This is a genomic window from Nocardia salmonicida NBRC 13393 (assembly GCF_001613085.1).
GTDB classification, from domain to species: domain Bacteria; phylum Actinomycetota; class Actinomycetes; order Mycobacteriales; family Mycobacteriaceae; genus Nocardia; species Nocardia salmonicida.
In genome coordinates, this window is the sequence record NZ_BDBR01000008.1 from 225025 (window position 1) to 244206 (window position 19182).

Genomic DNA, 19182 nt, shown 5'->3' on the forward strand with positions numbered 1-19182 from the left:
GTCGTTCACTTCAATCCCGACCGCACGAACGCGTTGACGATGTGGCGTTGCAGCACCAGGTACAGCAGCAGCACCGGCAGGCAGGCGAGGCCGGCCAGCGCCATCATCGGCCCCCACTGATCGCCTTCGGTGCCCATGAAACTGCGCAGCCCGAGCTGCAGGACACTGTTGGACTGACGCAGGACGACCGCGGGCCAGAAGTACTCGTTCCACGCGTTGATGAACAGCAGGATGCCGAGCGCGGCGAGTGCGGGCCGCAGATTCGGCACCACCACGGTCCACAGGATCGACCACGACGAGCGCCCGTCGATCTTCGCGGCGGCGATGAGTTCCTTCGGGAACGCCGACATGTGCTGGCGCAGCAGCAGGACCGCCAGCGCCGAACACAGCGTCGGCAGCACGACGCCGATCAGGGTGTTGATCAGGCCCAGCTGGTTGAGCAGGATGTAGTTGGGCAGCATCGTCACCTGGAACGGCACCAGCCACACCCCGACGAACGCCAGATACAGCAGGTTCTGCAGCGGGAACGTGTAGATGGCGAACGCGTAGGAGGCCAGCAGCGCGATGAGGAGCTGGCCTGCCGCCGAGAGCACCGCGACGAAGAACGTATTGGCGATCAGACCGGCGATGTCGACCTTCTGCGCCGCGTCGAGGTAGTTGGCCGTCGACAGCGGCCACGGGATCGGGGAGAGCGAGGTGACGTCTTCCGGTCTGCGCAGCGACGTCGCGAACAGCCAGTAGATCGGGAACACGCACACCAGTGCCGTCGCGGCGAGAAGCAGATGGCTGCCCACCCCGCGCAGTCGTTCAATCGTCATGGACAGCAACCTTTTCCGAAATCCAGACCAGCAGTGCGGCCACCAGGCCGAAGCCGAAGAACAGCAGCACACCGGCCGCGGCGCTCAGACCGGCGTCGAAACTGTGGAAGGCGTAGTCCCAGAGCAGGTAGTAGATATTGGTGGTGGCCTGCGCCGGACCGCCCTGGGTCATCGAGTCGATGAGCGGGAAAGTCAGGGTGGGACTGAGCAATACGGTCGTGAGGACCAGGAACAGCACCGTGGGCGAGAGCAGCGGCAGCGTGATCCAGCGCCGGATCTGACCGGGTGAGGCGCCGTCGACCCTCGCCGCTTCGTCGTAGTCGCCGCTGATTCCGGCCAGCCCCGCCCACACCACGAGCACCGCGAAGCCGATCAGGTGCCAGGCGGTGATCGCGATGATCACGCCCTGCGCGGTCGCGGTCTCGTACACCCAGTTGCGGTCGGAACCGGTGACCTGGGCGAGGAAACCGGACCCCGGATGCAGCAACCAGCGCCACACCGCGGCCGCCGCGACCGGCGCGACCAGGAACGGCGCGAACACCAGTGCCTGATAGACCGTGCGGGCCCGGCCGGTGACCCGCCTGCTCGCCATCGCGATGACGACCGGCAGGACCACCGTGAACGGCAGCAGACCCAGGATCAGTGTCCCGGTGCGCCCGAGAGCGCCCCAGAACGCCGGAAGATCCAGTAGCCGTTCGTAATTCGCGGTACCGACCGGTGTCATCGGAGCCGTCGGCAGCAGGTTCCACGAGTACGTGGACAGTTGCAGGGCCTGCACCAGCGGTTGATAGGTCCACACGACCAGCAGGAACAGTGCCGGACTCAGGTAGAGATACGGCGCGACGAACCGGGCAACCCGGCGTCGGGTGAGTGGGCGGCGCACCGGTTTCGCCTCGATCGGCGGTGTCGGCGGGGCCGGCGCATCGATGACGAACATCTACTTCACCGCCGCCCTGGCGGCGACGATCGCGGCGATCTGCTCGAGCATCTCCGATTCCGGCCGGTCGTAGACCGTGGGCGCCGGGGCGGCGTCGATCGCGGTGGCCAGCACCGTCGACTCCATGACGTCGATGCGGCTGTACCCGAATCCGACGAACCCACGGTGCCTGCCCGCCGGTGCCATCGCGTCCACCCGGTAGGCCATCGCGGGACCGATCCACACCGGGATCCCGGCCAGCGCCGACGCGCCGGTGAGGTGGTTGTGTCCGCACAGGATCATCCGGACATCGGTGCCCGCGACGACCTCAGCCAGCTGTTCGGCATCCTTGAGCCGGAGGAAGTCGAGGGTGGCCAGGGGGGAGCGCAGCGGCGGATGGTGCACCACCAGCACGGTGCCGTGCGGGGCGGGGGTGCGCAGAATGCCTGCCAGCCAGGTCAGCTGCTCCGGCTCGAGCTTGCCGTCGTGCTGGAACGGCGTGGTGCTGTCCAGCACGATGATCCGCACTCCCGCGACCTCGACGCACTGATCGTGCGGGAGATCAGGGTCCACGGAGTCGCGGTCGAGCAATTCGACGCCGAAGGCGGTGCGTTCGTCGTGATTGCCCATCGCGTAGACGATCTCGGCGCCGAGGTCGGCCGCGACGGGCTCGACGGCGGCCCGCAGCCGCCGGTAGGCCTCGGGTGATCCGTTGTCGCTGAGATCGCCGGAGAAGATCAGCACGTCGACGCGCTGCCCGAATTCGCGCAGCCGGTCGAGCACCGCCGTCAGGTTGGCGGCGGTGTCGACGCCGTGGAGCAGTTCGCCCTCGGGCCGCAAGTGGGTGTCGGTGATCTGGACGATCGTGAGTTCGCTCATGACTTCGGCATGAGTTCGGTGCCCGCGGTGCGGGCCGCGGTGAGCGTCGACTGCGGGTCGGCGCCCTGGAACACGACGGCTTCGACGGCGTCCATCATGCCGTCACGCATCTGCAGATAGTTGTTGCCCGGCATGGAAACCCACGGCTCCATATTGGCCAGCTGCGCCACGTTCGGGCGCAGCAGCGGGTTCTGATCGGCCCATTCCTTGAGGCCGCCCGCTTCCTCGAGCAGGCCGGTCCGCAGCGGCAGGTAGCCGATGTTCTGCGCGATCTTCTTGTAGGAATCCTCGCTGGTGAGGTGCTTGATCAGTTCCCACGCGGCCCGCTGCTTGGCGGGATCGTTGGACAGGATGTGCAGGCCCGCACCGGAATTGGTCGGAACGGCCGGCTTGGCGCCGAAGCCGGGCATCGGCGCCGAACGCAGGTCCCACTTGCCCTTGGCGCCGGTGACGAAAATGCTCTGCAGCGCGCTGGTTTCGAGCATCATGCCGATCTCGCCGCGGCCGAATGCCTCGTAGCCCTGCTTCTGGTTGAGCTTGGGCATACTGCCGGTGTTCACGAGGTTCTGTGCCATCTTGGCGACCTCGACGGCGGGCGCGTCGGCGAAGGTGAGGGAGTTGCGGTCCTCGGAGATCACGCGACCGCCGTTCGAGCGCACCAGCGACTGGAAGCACCAGTCCTTGGCGGTCTTGGTCAGGCAGTCGATGTAGACCCCGCCCTTGCCGGTGCGGTCGGCGATCGCCTTCGCGGCGGTGGTGACCTCGTCCCACGTGGTGGGGGGCTTGGCGGGATCGAGACCGGCTTCGGTGAACAGCGAGGCGTTCAGGTACAGCACGGGCGTGGAGAAGACGAACGGAACGCCATAGGTGTGGCCGTCCCAGTCGTCGAGCGTGCGGGCGCGCGGTGCGTACGCGTGGCGGGCGCCGTCGAAGTTCTGCTTCACCGCCGGCGCGCCGACCAGCTGGTCGAGGGGCTTGGCCTTGAGCTGGTTGATGGTGAAGTCCAGATCGGAGAAGCCGAGCTGGGCGACATCGGGCGGAGTGCCTGCCACCATCTGGTTCTGGATGCTGGAGACGGTGTCGGTCGCCGGGTTGGGGCTGTTGCCCTGGGGCTTCTGCGCGGTGACCTTGATATTGGGGTGCTTGGCGCTGAAGTCGGCGATCAGGGCGTTGAACGTGTCGGTCCAGGCACCGGCCACGCCGTAGCTGTAGGACTCGAACACGATCGAAACCTGCTGGTCGGCAGCCAGTTCGGGGATCTGCGCGGTGGAGGTGGTGTCGGTGGACCCGGTGGTGCCGAGGCCGCAGCCGGTGAGTGCGAGGGCGGTGGTGAGCGCCACGCCCAGTGCGGGCAGTGTGCGTTTCATGATGGAACTCCTCATCGGGGTGGTGCCGAGATCAGGGGACGGGAACAGCGGCCGCGTCGATGGCCGCGTCCGAATGGGGCTGGGGTGCTTGCCACGTGAGCCGCAGGCCGGTGTCGGGGTCGAACAGGTGGATGTCGGCGGGGTCGACGCGGCAGGCGATGTCCTCGCCCACCCGGACACCGGCCGGACGTGCCGCGCGCACGCACAGACCGGAGTCGAGGTGCACGAGTTCCTCGCTGCCGAGGTTCTCCACCATCCGTACCCGGCCGCGGACATCGGTCGAGGTGTCGTCGATCCGCAGGCGTTCCGGACGGATTCCGGCGACGACGGCGGTGGCGCCGCCGGAATCCTCGGCGATGTCCAGCGCGGCGTCGATGCCGTCGGCCATCACCTTCATGTGGCCGTCGCTCGAGGTGACGACGGCGGGGAACAGGTTCATCGGGGGCGAGCCGAGGAAGCCGGCGACGAAGGTCGAACGCGGGCGGTCGTAGAGCTCCTCCGGGGTACCGCACTGTTCGATGCGGCCCTGGTTGAGCAGTGCGATGCGCGTCGCCATCGTCATCGCCTCGACCTGGTCGTGGGTGACGTAGAGGAAGGTCGCACCGAGGCGCTGGTGCAGCGCGATCAGTTCGGCGCGGGTCGCGCTGCGCAGTTTGGCGTCGAGGTTCGACAGCGGTTCGTCCATCAGGAACGCGCCGGGATCGCGAACCATGGCGCGCGCCAGCGCGACTCGCTGCCGTTGCCCGCCCGACAGCGCGACCGGGCGACGCTCGAGCAGCGCCGAGATCTCCAGCGTCGTCGACACCTCGGCCACCCGCTGCGCGATCTCCGCCCGTGGTCTGCGCCGGGCCCGCAACGGAAACCCGATGTTGCGGGCCACCGAAAGATGCGGATACAGCGCATAGCTCTGGAACACCATCGCCAGATCCCGCCGCTGCGGCGCCGCGTCCGTCACATCGGTGCCACCCACGAGAATCCGCCCCGCGCTCGGCTCCTCCAGCCCCGCGATCATCCGCAACAGCGTGGACTTGCCGCAGCCACTGGGGCCGAGCAACACCATGAATTCACCATCGGCGATGTCGAGACTCACCTCGCGCACCGCGTACTCGGCATCGAACTTCTTCGACACCGCTTCGATCTGCAGTCGTGCCATGCGCCCAGTGTCGAGCCCGCTACGGCGCGCGCGCCGGTGCGATAGTGAACGTCGATCGGTCCAGTCGTCTACGCACTACCGAGACGCGAACGGCACTGTCAGTGTCGGCTGTGATTGTTGTCCAGCAGTGCGGACCGCGTCAGCGCAGGCGGACCGGTAGTTCGAGGAGGCCGCGGATGAGGGTGCTGGTCTGCCAGTGGAGGTCGTCGGTGGGGGACAGGGTCAGGTGGGGGAAGCGGTGGAGCAGGGCGGTGAAGGCTATTTCGGCTTCTACGCGGGCCAAGGGGGCGCCGACGCAGAAGTGGATGCCGTGGCCGAAGGCGAGGTGGCCCGCGGTGGGGGTGTCGGTGGCGAGGGTGTCGGGGGCGGGGAAGCGGGCGGGGTCGCGGTTGGCCGCCGAGAGGGCGACGTAGACGATTTCGCCTTCGGGGATCTCGACTCCGCCCAGGGTGACCGGTTCCGCGGTGAAGCGGGCGGTGGACATGTCGACGGGGCCGTCGAAACGCAGGAATTCCTCGACGGCGGCGGGCACCCCCGTGCGGTCGGCGCGCAGGGCCTGCCACTGCTCGGGATTGCGGAGCAGGGCGAGCACCCCGTTGCCGATGAGGTTCACGGTGGTCTCGTGGCCCGCGACCAGCAGCAGGAACGCCATCGACACCAGTTCATGATCGGTGAGCCGATCGCCCTCGTCATCGGCGAGCACCAGCTGGGACAGCAGATCCTCGGCGGGCTCGGACTGCTTGGTGCGCACCAGTTTCGCGAGATAGCCGACCATCGCGGCCGACGCGGCCGGACGCTCGTCCTCCTCGCCCTCACCGACCACGGTGACCAGAGCCTTCGTCCAGGCCTGGAAGTCCTCGCGATCCTCGAACGGGACGCCGAGCAGCTCGCAGATCACCGTCACCGGAAGGGGATTGGCGAACTCGCTCATCAGATCGACCTCGTCTCGCTCGCTCATCGCGTCCAGCAGCGACTCGGTGATCTGTTCGATGCGTGGGCGCAGCAACGCGACCTGGCGGCTGGTGAAAGCCTTGTTCACGAGCTTGCGCAGGCGGGTGTGCTCGGGTGGGTCGGTGGCGAGCATATGGCTCAGCAGCGCGACGATGTTCGGGTCCGTCGCCGTGGTGTCGCGCTTGCTGTGCAGGATCGCGTCGATTCGGACGACATCCTTGCGGAACCGCGGGTCGGCGAGCGCGATCTTGGCTTCGGCATAGCCGATGACCACCCAGCGGACGACGTTGTCGGGGAAGCGGACCCGATGCACGGGACCCTCGGCGCGCCACCGGCGGTACTGCGCGTGCGGATCGTCGAAGAAGTCGGCGTCGATGGACTCGACAGGGGCGGAGGCGGTGAGGTCGGCCATCGAATCGACGGTACCCGCGCCGGGCGGGATGCGCATCGACGTCGGCCGACGAAAGCACGGAAAGCCTTGTGGCAAGCGAGAATTCGTGGTGCGGACCGCGTGTCAGGTGGTGTGCGGCGGCGTGCTCGACTCGATCGACGCCAGAAAGCTCTGGAGCAGGTCGGTGACGGCCTGTGGTTGTTCGAGGGAACTCGAATGCCCACACTCCGGGATCGTGTGGAGCTGGGCGTGCGGGATGAGCGAGGCGATCTGGCGGGCATGCGGAACGGGGGTGGCCGCGTCATCGGCGCCGACGATGATCTGGGTGGGGACGGTGATCGCCGCGAGTTCGTCGTCGACGGCCCCACGTTCGGTGACACCGTGGACGGCGTGGCGCAGACCGACGCGGTCGACCCCGGCCAGGCGACGCGACCACTCGCGGACTACTTCCTTGCCGGTGTCGGAAGCCCGGAAGGAGGGGCCGAACATGTGAGGGGCCACCCGGCCCGCGATGGGGCGGATGCCGAACCAGCGCAGCGCCCACGCGAGGCGGTGGTATTCGCCGATCTTGGTGGGATCCTCGGCTCGCGCGCTGGTATCGAGCAGGGTCAGCGACCGCAGCAGGTCACCGTGCCTGGCGGCGAGTCGCTGACCGACGAAGCCGCCCATGGACAGTCCCACCCAGTGCACGGGTCCCACGTCGAGAGCGCGGATCACACCCACCGCGTCGGCGGTGAGGGTGTCCATGTCGTAGCCGTCGGCGGTGGGTGGGGTATCGCCCTGACCGCGCCAGTCGAGGGTGACACACCGACAGTCGCGTCGCAGTGCCTCGAGTTGGGCGCGAAACATCCAGCCGCCGAACAACAATCCGTGGCCGAAGACCACGGTGGCGGCATCGGGTCGACCCGAGGGAGCGCCGGTATCGGTGACGGCGATCGGAACACCGTCGACGGGGACGATCGGCATGAGATCACTCGCTCCCGGTGCTCAGGCCGCCGCGAGACGCACGTTGCGCATCGTCACCAGCGCTGTGGCACACAGGACTTCGCCGGATTCCTCCACTGAGAACACATCGGCGGCGGCGATCGTGAGCAGCGCGCCGGGCTTGATCACCCGCCCGCGAGCGACCACAGTCGGGCCTTTCGCGGGCGCGAGGATCTTCACGGTGTAGTCGATGGTCATGTTCACCCAGCCGACAGGCAACAGCGTGCCCGCAGCCGAACCGGCGGCGAAATCGGCGAGCGAGCCGAGGACTCCGCCCTGGAAGAAGCCGTCGTGCTGGGTCAGTTCGCGGCGGCGCGGTTGCACGATCTCGACATCGCCGAGCTCGACCTTGCCGAAGTGGAAACCCAAATGGGCGGCGGCGGGCATGGACAGCACCACGCTGGGAACCAGCTGTGCGAAGTCGGGGTTGGGCGGTGGACCGTCGCTGCTCCTCATGTGGCGAATCCTGCCCGCTGACGCCGCGCGGGAACAGCCGATCGCGGAGATTTCGCCTGCTGTTGGGGGACTGGAAAGAGTCCGGCCGGGCGAGCGAGCGAGAGCGGCCTCGTCGCATCGCCCGGCCGAGAGCTCAACGAGTTCCGGCGTGCAGGACCACTTTGCCGTTGCGACCGGGGGTTTCGGAGACCACGGCGGCCTGGGCGGCCTGGTCGAGCGCGAAATCGGCCTGGACATCGAGGCGCAGGGTGCCGTCGGCGGCGAGGGTGACGAGTTCGGTGATCAACCGGGCGTAATCGGCGCGGTCGATGTCGGAGCTGCGCTGCTGGCCCCAGAACCCTTTCACCACAGCCTGTTTGAAGATGACGGCGCCGGTGTCGATGATCAGCGGCTTGCCCGACAGCGCACCGAAGGAGATCAGCTCACCGCGCGGGGCGAGCAGGGCCATCAGGTCGCCCGCGGCGGGGCCGCTGACCTGGTCGACGGCGCGCACGATCGGTTCGCCACCGGTGATGTCGGCGCCCGTGGCGAGCCAGCCCACCGACTCGGTATCGAGCACGGGACCGTAGCCGAGCTGTTCGAGCGCCTGCGCCGAGGACTGGCCGCGGACCAGGCTCAGCACCCGCACGCCGCGCTCCTTCGCGAACAGGTTGAGCAGTCGACCGACCGCGCCGTTGGCGGCGTTCACCACGATCCACTGACCGGACGTCACCCGCAGGTCGTCGAGCAGCATCAGCGCGCTCAGCGGCATGGCCAGCAGTTGGCAGGCGGTCTCGTCGGGCACGGAATCCGGCATCGGCACCGCCTGGGCGGCGCGGGCGACGAAGGAATCCGCCCACGCCCCACGCACGCCCGCGATCGCTACCCGCTGCCCGACCTGGAGGGTGTCGACGCCGGGGCCGATCGCCTCGACGACACCGGCGGCCTCGGTCCCCGGGATCGCGGGCAGCGGCGGCCGGTAGCCGTACACGCCGCGGATGATCGCCAGATCGTGGTTGTGGATCGGCGACAGCGACATCGCGATCCGCACCTCACCCTCCCCTGGTTCGGGGGTCGGCACCTGCTGTGCGGTGAGCACGTCCTTCGGTTCGCCGAATTCATCGATGACAACTGCCTGCATGTCCGCCTCCGTGGTGGTTGCGAGTCCCTGCCGAGCGTGATCGTGCTCCATTGTGGCACCGTGGCGGTCGTGGGCTGCTCAGGTGGTCGTTCGGGCCCGGCTGTCAATACGCCGCAGGGCTGACAGCGGATCACTCCGGTACGGGGGCGAAAATAGCTCGTACGGTGGACGAATGTGACCGGTCGGCGTGCGTACGCTCGGTTCATGGCAGACGCACTCGGAACACGCTCGCCCACAGTGCGATCCGGATCGCGTATCGCCGAGGTCGACATCCTGCGCGGGTTCGCCCTGTTCGGGATTCTGATCACCAATGTGATCGTGGCGACCTCGCTGTGGTCGGTGGTCGGTACTCGCGAGGACCCGGTGCTGCGCTTCGGGGGCACCGTCGATCTGCTGGTGCGTGCCACCGTCGACGCACTGTTCACCGGGCGGTTCTATCTGCTGTTCGCCTTTTTGTTCGGATACTCGTTCACGCTGCAGATCGCGGCCGCCCACCGCGCGGGGGCTTCGCCGGTAGGGCGGTTGCTCCGACGGTGCGCCGCGCTGATGGTGATCGGTCTCGTACACGTTTACCTGCTGTGGATCGGCGACATCCTCACCCTGTACGCGTTCCTGTGCCTGGTCCTCATCGCGCTGCGTGAATTGCGACCGCGAACGGCGGTGATCGTGGGGGTGGTGCTGTATGTGACCTGGTCGGCATGGAGCTTCCTGCCGGGAGAAAACAGTCTTCTCGCGTTCGGCGACTTCGTCGACCTGCCCGCGATCTCCGCCGACTACACCGACACCTTCGCCTCGACGTTCTCCGCGCAGACCGCCCTCGCGCCGGTTTTCCTGCTGCTGATCTGGTTCAGTCAGGGCGTGCCGAGCCTGGCGATGTTCCTGATCGGCATGGCGGCGGGCAAACGAAACCTGTTCGCGGACCCGGACACACTGCGCCGCTGGTCTCGTCGCGCACTCGTGATCGGCCTCGGCCTCGGATTGCCGATCTCGGCGATGACCTTCGCCGAGACGATGACCTGGTGGCATGCCCCCGCTGTGATCCACGGCCTCCAGATCCTGGTGAACCCGGCCATGACGTTCGCCTACGTCGCCGTGATCCTGCTGGCAGCACAGTCCGCCCGCCTCGGCCGCTACACCGCCCTACTCGCCCCGGCCGGGCGCATGGCCGCCACCAACTACATCGGCCAGTCGATCGTGCTGATGCTCGTCTACACCGGCTATGGCCTCGCCCTCGCCGACGACGTGCCGCCCGCAGTGGTGATCGCGGTCGGCGTGGTCACCTTTGTCGCCCAGCTCTGGCTCAGCGCCTGGTGGCTGAGTCGCCATCCGTACGGGCCGGTGGAATGGGTGCTGCGGGCGGCGACGTACTGGACCGTCCCGACTTGGCGGAAGTCGTCGGCGAGTGTCAGTCGGCAGCCTGCGCCGGGCGATGGAATTCGGCCCGCCAGCGGTTGAGGCCCGATGTGTCGGCGCGAGGGATTGTTTCCACGCGGATCTGAGTCAGGTCGGGGGCGGTGAACGAGTCGATGTCGGCGCGGGTGAGTGGCCATGGTGGGCCGACGGTGGCGGGGGTCTTGCTGATGTCGGCGATGACGAGCAGGGTCGCACCGGGGGCCAAGAGGTCCCGGATGCCGGTGATGGAGAGGGCCCGCACGTCCGGAGGCAGGGATTGGACGGTGATCGACTCGATGACCAGGTCGAAGGCGTGGCGCCAAGACGCCGGTGGGTTCAGTAGATCGGCGACCTTGTAGGTGACGGGCGACTGCGGGAAGCGGACGCGGGCGCCGCGGATCGCGCTGGGGGAGACGTCGAAGGCGGTGGTTCGGATGCCTTGGGCGGCAACGAATTCCGCGTCGGTACCGTAGCCGCAGCCGATCACCAGGGCCCTCGCGCACTGGGGCAGGGAGGCGCTGCGCAGCCAGTCGACCAGCAGCGGATTGGGCTCGGCACGGTCCCACGGGACGACCGAGGTCCCCGCCGCGGCCTCGGCGTAGAGCGGTTCGAACCATCCGGTCGGATCGTTCGCGGCCAGTGCCTGAGCGGCGAGGCGACGATCGGCGGACGGCTGCGCGTCGGTCATAGGTCCAGTCTTCACCACCGATGACCACCGTGTCGTCCGACATTCGCCCGACTCGCCCGACGGTGAGCGATCTGGTCGATTGATCACTAGGCCCTGGTGGTGGAAACTCCGGCCGAGTCAGCATCACCAGAGTCCGAAGCCTTCAAGGGACCAATACGACTTTGCCTGTGGTGGCACGGGATTCGAGGGCGTGGTGGGCGGCGGCGGCCTCGGCGAGGGGGAATTCGGTCAGTGCGGGGCGGAACAGGCCGGTGCCCGCGGCGGCGAGGGCGCGTTCGGACAGGATGCGCAGGTCACCACCCGCACGCTCGATCATCGGCGGGCCGAGCACGCTGGGGGAGGTGATGCCGCGAGCGGCGGTGTCCACCTGCGTCGGGGCGCCGGCGGACCAGCCGAAGACCAGGTGGGTGCCGCCGGGGCCGAGTAGGTCGACGGCTGCGTCGGCGACCGGGCCGCCGACGCCGTCGAAGACCACGGTCGCGGTCCGTCCGCCCAGCTGGGCCCGCACCTTCTCCGGCCAATCCGCCAGCGTGTAGTCGACCGCGATATCGGCGCCGTTGTCGCGCACCATCGCCACCTTGTCCGGCCCACCGGCCAGCCCGACCACCGTCGCCCTTACGGCAGCGGCGTACTGGACCAGCAGCGTGCCGATTCCCCCGGCCGCCGCGGTCACCACCGCGACGCTGTCGGCATCGAGTTCGGTGAATTGGAGGATGCCGAGCGTGGTGCGCCCGGTGCCGACCATCGCGACCGCCGCGGCGAAGCTCACGCCCTCCGGAATATCGAGCAGCCGTTCGGCTTCGGTGACGGCGAGCTCGGCGTAGCCGCCCGGGGCGGCGCCCAGATGAGCGACCACCCGCGCGCCGAGCAGACTGTTGTCGACACCGTCGCCGACCCGGTCCACCACCCCGGCGACCTCGCGGCCGGGGACGGTCGGCAGCTCGGGCACCGGGAACGGGCCGGGCTCACCGCGGCGCAACGCGGTGTCGACCAGATGGACGCCCGCGGCGGCTACCGCGATGCGCACCTGGCCTGGGCCCGGTTCCGGATCGGGGATCGACTCGTGGCGGAGGTTCTCGGCGGCACCGAATTCGTGGAGCTGGATCGCATGCATGAAAATCAGTCTTCAACCTGAATGGTGCTCGAGGTCAAGACCGGTTCGGCGACTCCGGGGCTCGACGGGCCGCGCGCGCGGCGAAGCCGTCGCAGAGCGCCTCGAGGCCGAGGAACAGCAGGTCCTCGGAGGTGAGATCGCTCACCCCCGCGCCTTCCAGTTCGGCCAGCGCAGGCGGTACGGGGAAGGAGGGCGTGCCCTCGAGGAGGTCGCGCAGTCCATTGGTGTCGTCGGTGGCGGTGCGCTTCTCGGCGAGTAGCGCACCGCCGACCACGGGCAAGCTGGCGCCGGAGATGTAGTTCCAGACGGAGAACCCCATCGTGGTGGCCTCGCGGGCGGTCACGTCGAGTTCGCGCAGGCCCTCGACCAGCCAGGCCAGGCTCGTCAGGCCCTGTGGGCCGAAGCTGTAGCGGGGGACCGCGAAGGTGAGCAGTACCCAGGGGTGCTGCTGGTAGAGCTGCCAATCGACCTCGGCGGCGATGCGCACCCGGTCGCGCCACGTCCACCCTCGACCGACCGGATCGGGATAGGGGTGGCGGGCGGCGATCTCGTCGGTCATGGCCGCGATGAGTTCGTCCTTGTTCGCCACGTGCCGGTACAGCGACATGGTGCCCACCTCGAGGCGGTCGGCGATGCGGCGCATCGACACCGCGTCGAGTCCGTCGGCGTCGGCGAGGGTGATCGCGGCGTCGACGATCGCGGTGCGGGTGAGCTTCGCCTCGGTCATCCCATGACTCGCTTTCGTAATACAACCTTCATGCGTACACTGTACCCAGCTCCCGCGTACGGCGTACGCACACCGTGGAAGGATGTCGGAAAATGACGAAGCTGGAACCGGCGGTGCCCACCGTAGTCGCCGGTGGACGCCGCGCATGGCTCGGATTGGGCGTGCTGCTGCTGCCGGTGCTGCTGGTGTCGATGGACATCTCGGTTCTCTTCCTTGCCATGCCGACCCTCACGGCCGACCTGGACCCCACTGCCTCCCAGCAGCTCTGGATCCTCGACATCTACGGGTTCATGCTGGCGGGTCTGCTCATCACGATGGGCAACCTCGGCGACCGGATCGGCCGACGCAATATCCTGCTCGTCGGCGCCGCCATCTTCGGCGTCGCGTCGGTGCTCGCCGCGTTCGCGCCCACCGCGCCGGTCCTCATCGCGGCCCGAGTCCTGATGGGCATCGGCGGCGCGACGCTGCTGCCGTCGAGCCTGGCGCTGATCTCCACCCTGTTCCCCGACACCCGGCAACGGGCCACCGCGATCGGCATCTGGACCGCGTTCTTCGCCGGTGGTTCGGCGGTCGGGCCGATCATCGGCGGCGTACTGCTGCACCACTTCTGGTGGGGCTCGGTGTTCCTGATCAACATTCCGGTGCTGGCGATTCTGCTGATCTTCGGGCCGATCCTGCTGCCCGAACATCGCTCCGCCGCGCTGGGGCCGATCGATCTGCCCAGCGTCGCGCTGTCCATCGGCGGCATCCTGCCGTTGATCTACGGGATCAAACACATCGCCGCCGAAGGGCTGGACGCGGTGTCGTTGGTGATCGCCGTGATCGGCGTCGGACTGCTCGTGCTGTTCGTGCGCAGGCAGCGTCATCTCGCCGAACCGCTGCTCGACCTGTCGTTGTTCACGCGGCCGCTGTTCCGGGTGGCGATCGGGGCGAGCATGGCGGGCATGATGTCGCTGGCCGCGCTGAGCTACCTGACCAGCATCTACCTGCAGTCGGTCACCGGTCGCGATCCGTTGGCCGCCGCGCTGCTCGGCGTTCCGATGGCGATCGCGGTGTTCGTGTGCTCGATGAGCGGCGCGCGCCTCGGGATGCGGCTGGGCGTGCGGGCCACCTTCACCCTCGCGCTGATGCTGTCGGCGATCGGCAACCTGATGCTGCTCGGCGTCGGAGTCGACGGCGGCCTCGGCTGGTATATCGCGGGCTCGGTGATCGCCGGTATCGGTTACGGTTTCTCGTTCACGCTGGTCTCGGATGTCGCGGTGTCGGCGGTGCCCGTCGAGCGGGCGGGTTCGGCGGTCGGGATCTCCGAAACGAGTTTCGAACTCGGCAACGCGCTCGGTCTGGCCCTGCTCGGCTCGGTGGCCGCGTTGGTGTTCCGCTCCGGCGGGGACTTCGGCGAGACCCTGGGCGACACCCTCCTGCAGTCATCCGGTGACGACGGGCTGATCCACGCCGCCCGCGAATCCTTCGTCAGCGGAATGCACATCGCGACCACCTGCGGCGCGCTGTTGCTGATCGCGATGGCGGTGCTGGCCTGGCGCTCGACCCGCACCGAGACGGCGACCGTCGAGGCACACTGAATCGTCCGGCGGCCGATCGGCGGGTCGAGTACGACCGCCGGTCGGGGTGATCGCCGCCACGGTGGGCCGTGCTGGTCGGCCTCACCGGGCGGACGTCCAGGTTCGTTGCATAGGATCGTCGGATGCGAAACGAGGGTGCGGCGGGACTGGCGATATTGCTCGCCCTGGCCGATTCGCGCCTGCCCATCGGTGGACACGTGCACTCCGGCGGCGTCGAGGAAGCTGTGTCGTCGGGGTTGCTGCGCGACAAGGCGAGCGTGGAGCTGTATCTGCGGCGCCGGATCTCGACGTCGGGACTCGTCACGGCATCACTGGCCGCCGCGGTGTGTGGCTGGTCGCTCACGCCCGAACGCGGCGAGCTCGAGGCGGATGCTCGCACCCCGTCGCCCGCCGCGCGCACGGCATCGCGGGCGCAGGGCCGTGGGCTGCTCCGCCTGGCCAAACAGCTGTGGCCGCACCATGATTGGGCCACGGTAGGACCGCGCCCCCATCTGTCGACGGTATTCGGCATGGTCGGCGCGGCGAGCGGAGCGAGCACCGACCAGCTGGCCGGCGTCGTGGTCTACACGACGCTCACCGGCGCCGCCACCGCCGCGCAACGACTGCTCGCCCTCGATCCCGCCGCCATCGCCGAGAGCACCCTGCGCCTGGCGCCGCTGTGCGACCGGATCGCCGCCGAGGCCGCCGCCGGGCTCGCCGCACTGTCGGATCCACTGCAGGACGCGCTCGCCGAACGTCACCTCCACCGCGACATGCCGTTGTTCGCATCCTGACCCCGAACCCGAGAAGGAGCCCCCATGCCTCCCCATCTGATCGATGGCGAACCGCACGATCACAGCCACGACCGACCCAAGCGCGACCGCGCCGCGGGTGAGGCACTGCGCATCGGCATCGGTGGTCCGGTCGGCTCCGGCAAGACCGCGCTGGTCGCCGCCCTGTGCAGGCAACTGCGCGACGAACTGTCCCTCGCGGTGCTGACCAACGACATCTACACCACCGAGGACGCGGACTTCCTGCGCCGCCACGCCGTGCTGCCCGACGAGCGGATCACCGCCGTGCAGACCGGCGGGTGCCCGCACACCGCCATCCGCGACGACATCACCGCCAACCTCGACGCCATCGACGACCTCGTCGCGGCCAACCCGCCGCTGGATCTGATCCTGGTGGAGTCCGGCGGCGACAACCTCACGGCCACTTTCTCTTCCGGCCTGATCGACGTGCAGATCTTCGTCGTCGACGTGGCCGGCGGCGACAAGGTGCCGCGCAAGGGCGGCCCCGGCGTCACCTTCTCCGACCTGCTCGTGGTGAACAAGACCGACCTCGCCCCGCTGGTCGGCGCCGACCTGGGCGTGATGGAGCGCGACGCCGCCAAGGTCCGCGACGGCCGCCCCACCGCGCTGGTCTCGCTGACCGACGACCCGGCCGCCACCCCGGTCCTGGCCTGGGTGCGCGAGCAACTGCGGGTCGCCGCCGAACAGGACACGGCCGCCGGCGTTGCGCACTGAACTCAGTATTGTCGCCGCACCGGGCAGACTGCCCCGCATCGACGCGGTCGGCGGCCTGGCCGGGCGGCACACCGGCGTCGACACCGTGCACCTGATCGGTACCGCGGCCACCCCGCTCGGCGGCGACGAACTCGACATCACCATCGTCGTGCGCCCCGGTGCGCGGCTGGTGGTTCGTTCGGTGGCGGCCACGATCGCCCTGCCGGGGGCGGCCACCATGTTGTCGAACGCGCACTGGCGCTTCGAGATCGGCGAAGGCGCCGAACTCGACTTCGATCCGGAACCGACGATCGTGGCCGGAGGCGCACGCCATCACACGGTGACCACGGTGCAGGTGGCACCCGACGCGCGGCTGCGGCTGCGGGAGCGGGTGCAAGTGGGCCGCAGTGGCGAGGACGGCGGCGGGTGGCGCGGTGACCTGCTGGCCGACGTCGGCGATGTGCCGTTGCTGCGGCACCGGCTCGAACTCGGCGCGGGTGCGTCGACCGATGATCGGCTCACCGCACCGCGTGCGCTCGACAGCGAGCTGGTCTATCCGGATGACCGTCCGGTCTGGTCGGGCAGTGTGGACGAGGTTCGGCTCCCGCTGGCCGCGGGTGGTTCACTCGCCACCCGGACGACCAGCCGACTGCGCGCACTCGCGATCACCGACGCCTAGCCGCACAAATGGCGGTGGGAGCCGAGCAGATGGCCCGACTCCCACCACTGGGAATTCGATCAAGCGGAGACGAGCTCGGCTTCGGTATCGACGGACTGGGGGGCCGCCGCACGCGGCGGTGCGAGGAAACCGCTTGCCGCGCCTACCGCCGCACCGATACCGGCGCCGACCACGGTGATGGGGATCGACACGGCCATGTACGCGGCCATGCCACCCAAGATCGGGCCCGCGACCAAGCCGACCGGAAACAGCGGGAGTCCGGCGACGAGCCCGGCCAGCGCACCACCCGTGCTGGCCATCATCGCGAACGGCATCGCCACGGTGGAACCGACCGCCGCGCCCCTGGCAGCCGAACCCAGGGTCTCGGCAGCGATCCGGTCCGAGCGGCTGCGCTCGAGGCCGACCGAGTCGAGGAACGTCGCCAGGTTGGCCTCGGTATTGGCCGCTGCGTCGTTGATGTGTATCGAGGTGTCCACCGGCACGAAGTCCGGTACCGGAATCTGCTGGTCACCGAAGCGGAACTGGCCCGGCGGCGGCAGGATCGGCGGCACCGGCGCGACCGCGGTCGGTGCGTGCAGCGGTCCCACCGGGGACAGGTAGTCCATTTCCGGCCCCGTCCGCGACCACTGCAGCGCGCTGCGGGTGTTCGCGGGCATCGGCTGGCCCACGTAGGGGGTGGCGTTGGGTGCCACCGCGTCGAATTCCGGTCCGGCCTGATGCTCGGGCTGTGTCACCGCCGCTTGCGCGGGATCGGCATTCGCGGTGCCCGTGCCGATCAGGGCCATGACCAGGGGGACCGCTCCGGCTGCGACGACCGAACCTACCTTCTGTCGCTGCAAATTCGGCGCCCTGTGTTTCCCCGTCGCCATAGATCACCTTTCATCCTGGGGATTTGGTCACACATATGACCTCCGACATTCGGACCGGTGCTCGAGTCGGATGGGTCCGAAACGTCGACAAACCGCAATATCGGTACGCGGAAAGGTGACCGGCACGACGAAGGCCGGGTGGTTCGACGGAACCACCCGGCCTACGTCGAGCTTGTATCAGCCGATCTTGCGCTGTTCGGCGGTGAGCGGTTCGGCGGTGGCGGGCGGCGCACCCACCTCGGCCGCGAGTTCCCTGGCCTCGGCCTGATCGGCGTTGACCTCCTCGATCGCGAGCCGCGCGAAGATCCACTGTTCGGTCGCCGCCATCTGACCGCGGTTGCGGCCCAGGAACGACACGAACCAACCGATCACCGTGACGATTCGGCTGCGGTAGCCGACCAGGTAGTACAGGTGCAGGGCCAGCCAGGCGAGCCAGGCCAGGAAACCGCTGAACTCGAGCTTGCCGATCTGGCAGACGGCGTCGAACCGCGAGATCGTGGCCATCGAGCCCTTGTTGAAGTACTTGAACGGCTTGCGTTCCTCCGGAGTCTGACCACCCAGCCCGGCCTTGATCGCCTTGGCCGCATACACCGAACCCTGGATGGCGCCCTGTGCCTGCCCCGGCACGCCGGGCACCGACATCAGGTCGCCGACCACGAACACGTTCGGATGACCCTTGACGGTGAGGTCGGGCTCCACGATGACGCGCCCCGCCCGGTCGACCTCGGTGCCCTCGGACCGCCCGGCGATCATCTTGCCCAGCGGGCTGGCCTGCACGCCGGCCGACCACACCTTGCACACGGCCTCGATCCGGCGGGTGCTGCCGTCGGCATCCTTGACGATGACGCCGTGCGCGTCGACATCGGTCACCATGGCGTTGAGCTGGATCTCCACGCCCATCTTCTCGAGCCGCTTGGCCGCCTTGGCGCCCAGCTTGGGCCCCATCGGGCCGAGCACCGCGCCCGCGCCCTCGAGCAGGATGACGCGCGCGTCGCGGGGATCGATGGTGCGGAAGGTCCCGTCGAGGGTGCGGTCGGCGAGTTCGGCGATCTGCCCGGCCAGTTCCACGCCGGTGGGACCCGCGCCGACGACGATGAAGGTCATCAGCCGGTCGCGCTCTTCCTGGGTGGTCGCCAGCTCCGCCTGTTCGAAGGAGCCGAGGATGCGCGCGCGCAATTCGAGCGCGTCGTCGATGGTCTTCATGCCGGGCGCGTAGGTGGCGAAGTGGTCGTTGCCGAAGTACGACTGCTGGGCGCCGGTGGCGACGATCAGGCTGTCGTAGCCGGTCACGGTGTCGCGGTTGAGTAGTCGCGAGGTGACCTTCTTGTTCGCCAGGTCCACGTCGACGACGTCGCCCAGCAGCACCTGCGCGTTCTTCTGCTTGCGCAGCACCAGGCGCGTGGCCGGGGCGATCTCGCCGGTCGAGAGGATGCCGGTGGCCACCTGGTAGAGCAGCGGCTGGAACAGGTGGGTCGACGTCTTGGAGATGAGCGTGATGTCGACATCGGCCCGGCGCAGATGCCGGGTACCGAACAAACCGCCGAACCCGGAACCGATCACCACAACGTGGTGCCGCTTCTCGACAGACTCAGTGCTCATCGTCGCGCTCCTCGA

Annotated in this window: 19 protein-coding genes; 5 read left to right on the top strand and 14 right to left on the bottom strand. The window is 68.7% G+C overall.

Annotated elements, in window-relative coordinates; all coding sequences use genetic code 11:
• Positions 1–5 precede the first annotated feature (5 nt).
• From NS1_RS08875 to NS1_RS08915, 9 genes are all read right to left on the bottom strand, one after another.
• Positions 6–818 (bottom strand): carbohydrate ABC transporter permease, encoded by an 813-nt coding sequence (locus NS1_RS08875; RefSeq protein ID WP_062983216.1) that lies wholly within the window; start codon positions 816–818, stop codon positions 6–8.
• Entirely contained in the window at positions 808–1755 is a 948-nt protein-coding gene (locus NS1_RS08880) for a carbohydrate ABC transporter permease (RefSeq protein ID WP_084503603.1), read from the bottom strand. The genes NS1_RS08875 and NS1_RS08880 overlap by 11 nt, the downstream gene beginning before the upstream one ends.
• Positions 1756–2613, bottom strand: a complete 858-nt coding sequence (locus NS1_RS08885; protein ID WP_062983218.1) for a metallophosphoesterase family protein — start codon at positions 2611–2613, stop codon at positions 1756–1758. It lies immediately after the preceding gene.
• Positions 2610–3980, bottom strand: coding sequence for an ABC transporter substrate-binding protein (locus tag NS1_RS08890; RefSeq protein WP_157125135.1), 1371 nt, complete (start codon positions 3978–3980; stop codon positions 2610–2612). The genes NS1_RS08885 and NS1_RS08890 overlap by 4 nt, the downstream gene beginning before the upstream one ends.
• A gap of 31 nt (positions 3981–4011) precedes the next feature.
• On the bottom strand, positions 4012–5133 hold the full coding sequence (locus tag NS1_RS08895; RefSeq protein ID WP_062983223.1) for an ABC transporter ATP-binding protein: 1122 nt from the start codon (positions 5131–5133) through the stop codon (positions 4012–4014).
• A 139-nt stretch (positions 5134–5272) separates the two neighbouring features.
• A complete protein-coding gene (locus tag NS1_RS08900) occupies positions 5273–6496 on the bottom strand; it encodes a cytochrome P450 family protein (protein WP_062983533.1) in 1224 nt (407 codons plus the stop codon).
• A gap of 102 nt (positions 6497–6598) precedes the next feature.
• Entirely contained in the window at positions 6599–7441 is an 843-nt protein-coding gene (locus tag NS1_RS08905) for an alpha/beta fold hydrolase (protein WP_062983225.1), read from the bottom strand.
• A gap of 21 nt (positions 7442–7462) precedes the next feature.
• Positions 7463–7915, bottom strand: a complete 453-nt coding sequence (locus NS1_RS08910) for a PaaI family thioesterase (protein WP_062983227.1) — start codon at positions 7913–7915, stop codon at positions 7463–7465.
• 133 nt (positions 7916–8048) lie between these two features.
• Entirely contained in the window at positions 8049–9035 is a 987-nt protein-coding gene (locus NS1_RS08915; protein WP_062983534.1) for a zinc-binding dehydrogenase, read from the bottom strand.
• Between the two features lie 204 nt (positions 9036–9239).
• Here NS1_RS08915 and NS1_RS08920 point away from each other — a divergent pair, with 204 nt between their 5' ends.
• On the top strand, positions 9240–10490 hold the full coding sequence (locus tag NS1_RS08920) for a DUF418 domain-containing protein (RefSeq protein ID WP_062983229.1): 1251 nt from the start codon (positions 9240–9242) through the stop codon (positions 10488–10490).
• On the opposite strand, the gene NS1_RS08925 is transcribed toward NS1_RS08920, so the two are convergent.
• From NS1_RS08925 to NS1_RS08935, 3 genes are all read right to left on the bottom strand, one after another.
• Positions 10441–11115, bottom strand: a complete 675-nt coding sequence (locus NS1_RS08925; protein ID WP_062983232.1) for a class I SAM-dependent methyltransferase — start codon at positions 11113–11115, stop codon at positions 10441–10443. The genes NS1_RS08920 and NS1_RS08925 overlap by 50 nt on opposite strands.
• A gap of 142 nt (positions 11116–11257) precedes the next feature.
• Complete coding sequence (locus NS1_RS08930) at positions 11258–12229, bottom strand: zinc-binding dehydrogenase (RefSeq protein ID WP_062983233.1); 972 nt, start codon at positions 12227–12229, stop codon at positions 11258–11260.
• Between the two features lie 34 nt (positions 12230–12263).
• Positions 12264–12956 (bottom strand): TetR/AcrR family transcriptional regulator, encoded by a 693-nt coding sequence (locus NS1_RS08935; protein WP_062983235.1) that lies wholly within the window; start codon positions 12954–12956, stop codon positions 12264–12266.
• Positions 12957–13048: 92 nt separating this feature from the next.
• Between NS1_RS08935 and NS1_RS08940 the strand changes: the two genes are divergently transcribed.
• From NS1_RS08940 to NS1_RS08955, 4 genes are all read left to right on the top strand, one after another.
• Positions 13049–14536: an MFS transporter gene (locus NS1_RS08940; RefSeq protein ID WP_062983237.1), complete on the top strand. Its 1488-nt coding sequence runs from the start codon at positions 13049–13051 to the stop codon at positions 14534–14536.
• A gap of 122 nt (positions 14537–14658) precedes the next feature.
• Positions 14659–15309, top strand: a complete 651-nt coding sequence (locus NS1_RS08945; RefSeq protein ID WP_062983239.1) for an urease accessory protein UreF — start codon at positions 14659–14661, stop codon at positions 15307–15309.
• Between the two features lie 24 nt (positions 15310–15333).
• Complete coding sequence (gene ureG, locus NS1_RS08950) at positions 15334–16041, top strand: urease accessory protein UreG (protein WP_056810116.1); 708 nt, start codon at positions 15334–15336, stop codon at positions 16039–16041.
• A complete protein-coding gene (locus tag NS1_RS08955; RefSeq protein ID WP_062983241.1) occupies positions 16031–16699 on the top strand; it encodes an urease accessory protein UreD in 669 nt (222 codons plus the stop codon). The genes ureG and NS1_RS08955 overlap by 11 nt, the downstream gene beginning before the upstream one ends.
• A gap of 59 nt (positions 16700–16758) precedes the next feature.
• On the opposite strand, the gene NS1_RS08960 is transcribed toward NS1_RS08955, so the two are convergent.
• Both NS1_RS08960 and NS1_RS08965 read right to left on the bottom strand, forming a co-directional pair.
• On the bottom strand, positions 16759–17538 hold the full coding sequence (locus NS1_RS08960) for a hypothetical protein (protein WP_255284464.1): 780 nt from the start codon (positions 17536–17538) through the stop codon (positions 16759–16761).
• 207 nt (positions 17539–17745) lie between these two features.
• Positions 17746–19167, bottom strand: a complete 1422-nt coding sequence (locus NS1_RS08965) for an NAD(P)/FAD-dependent oxidoreductase (RefSeq protein ID WP_062983245.1) — start codon at positions 19165–19167, stop codon at positions 17746–17748.
• Between the last annotated feature and the right edge of the window lie 15 nt (positions 19168–19182).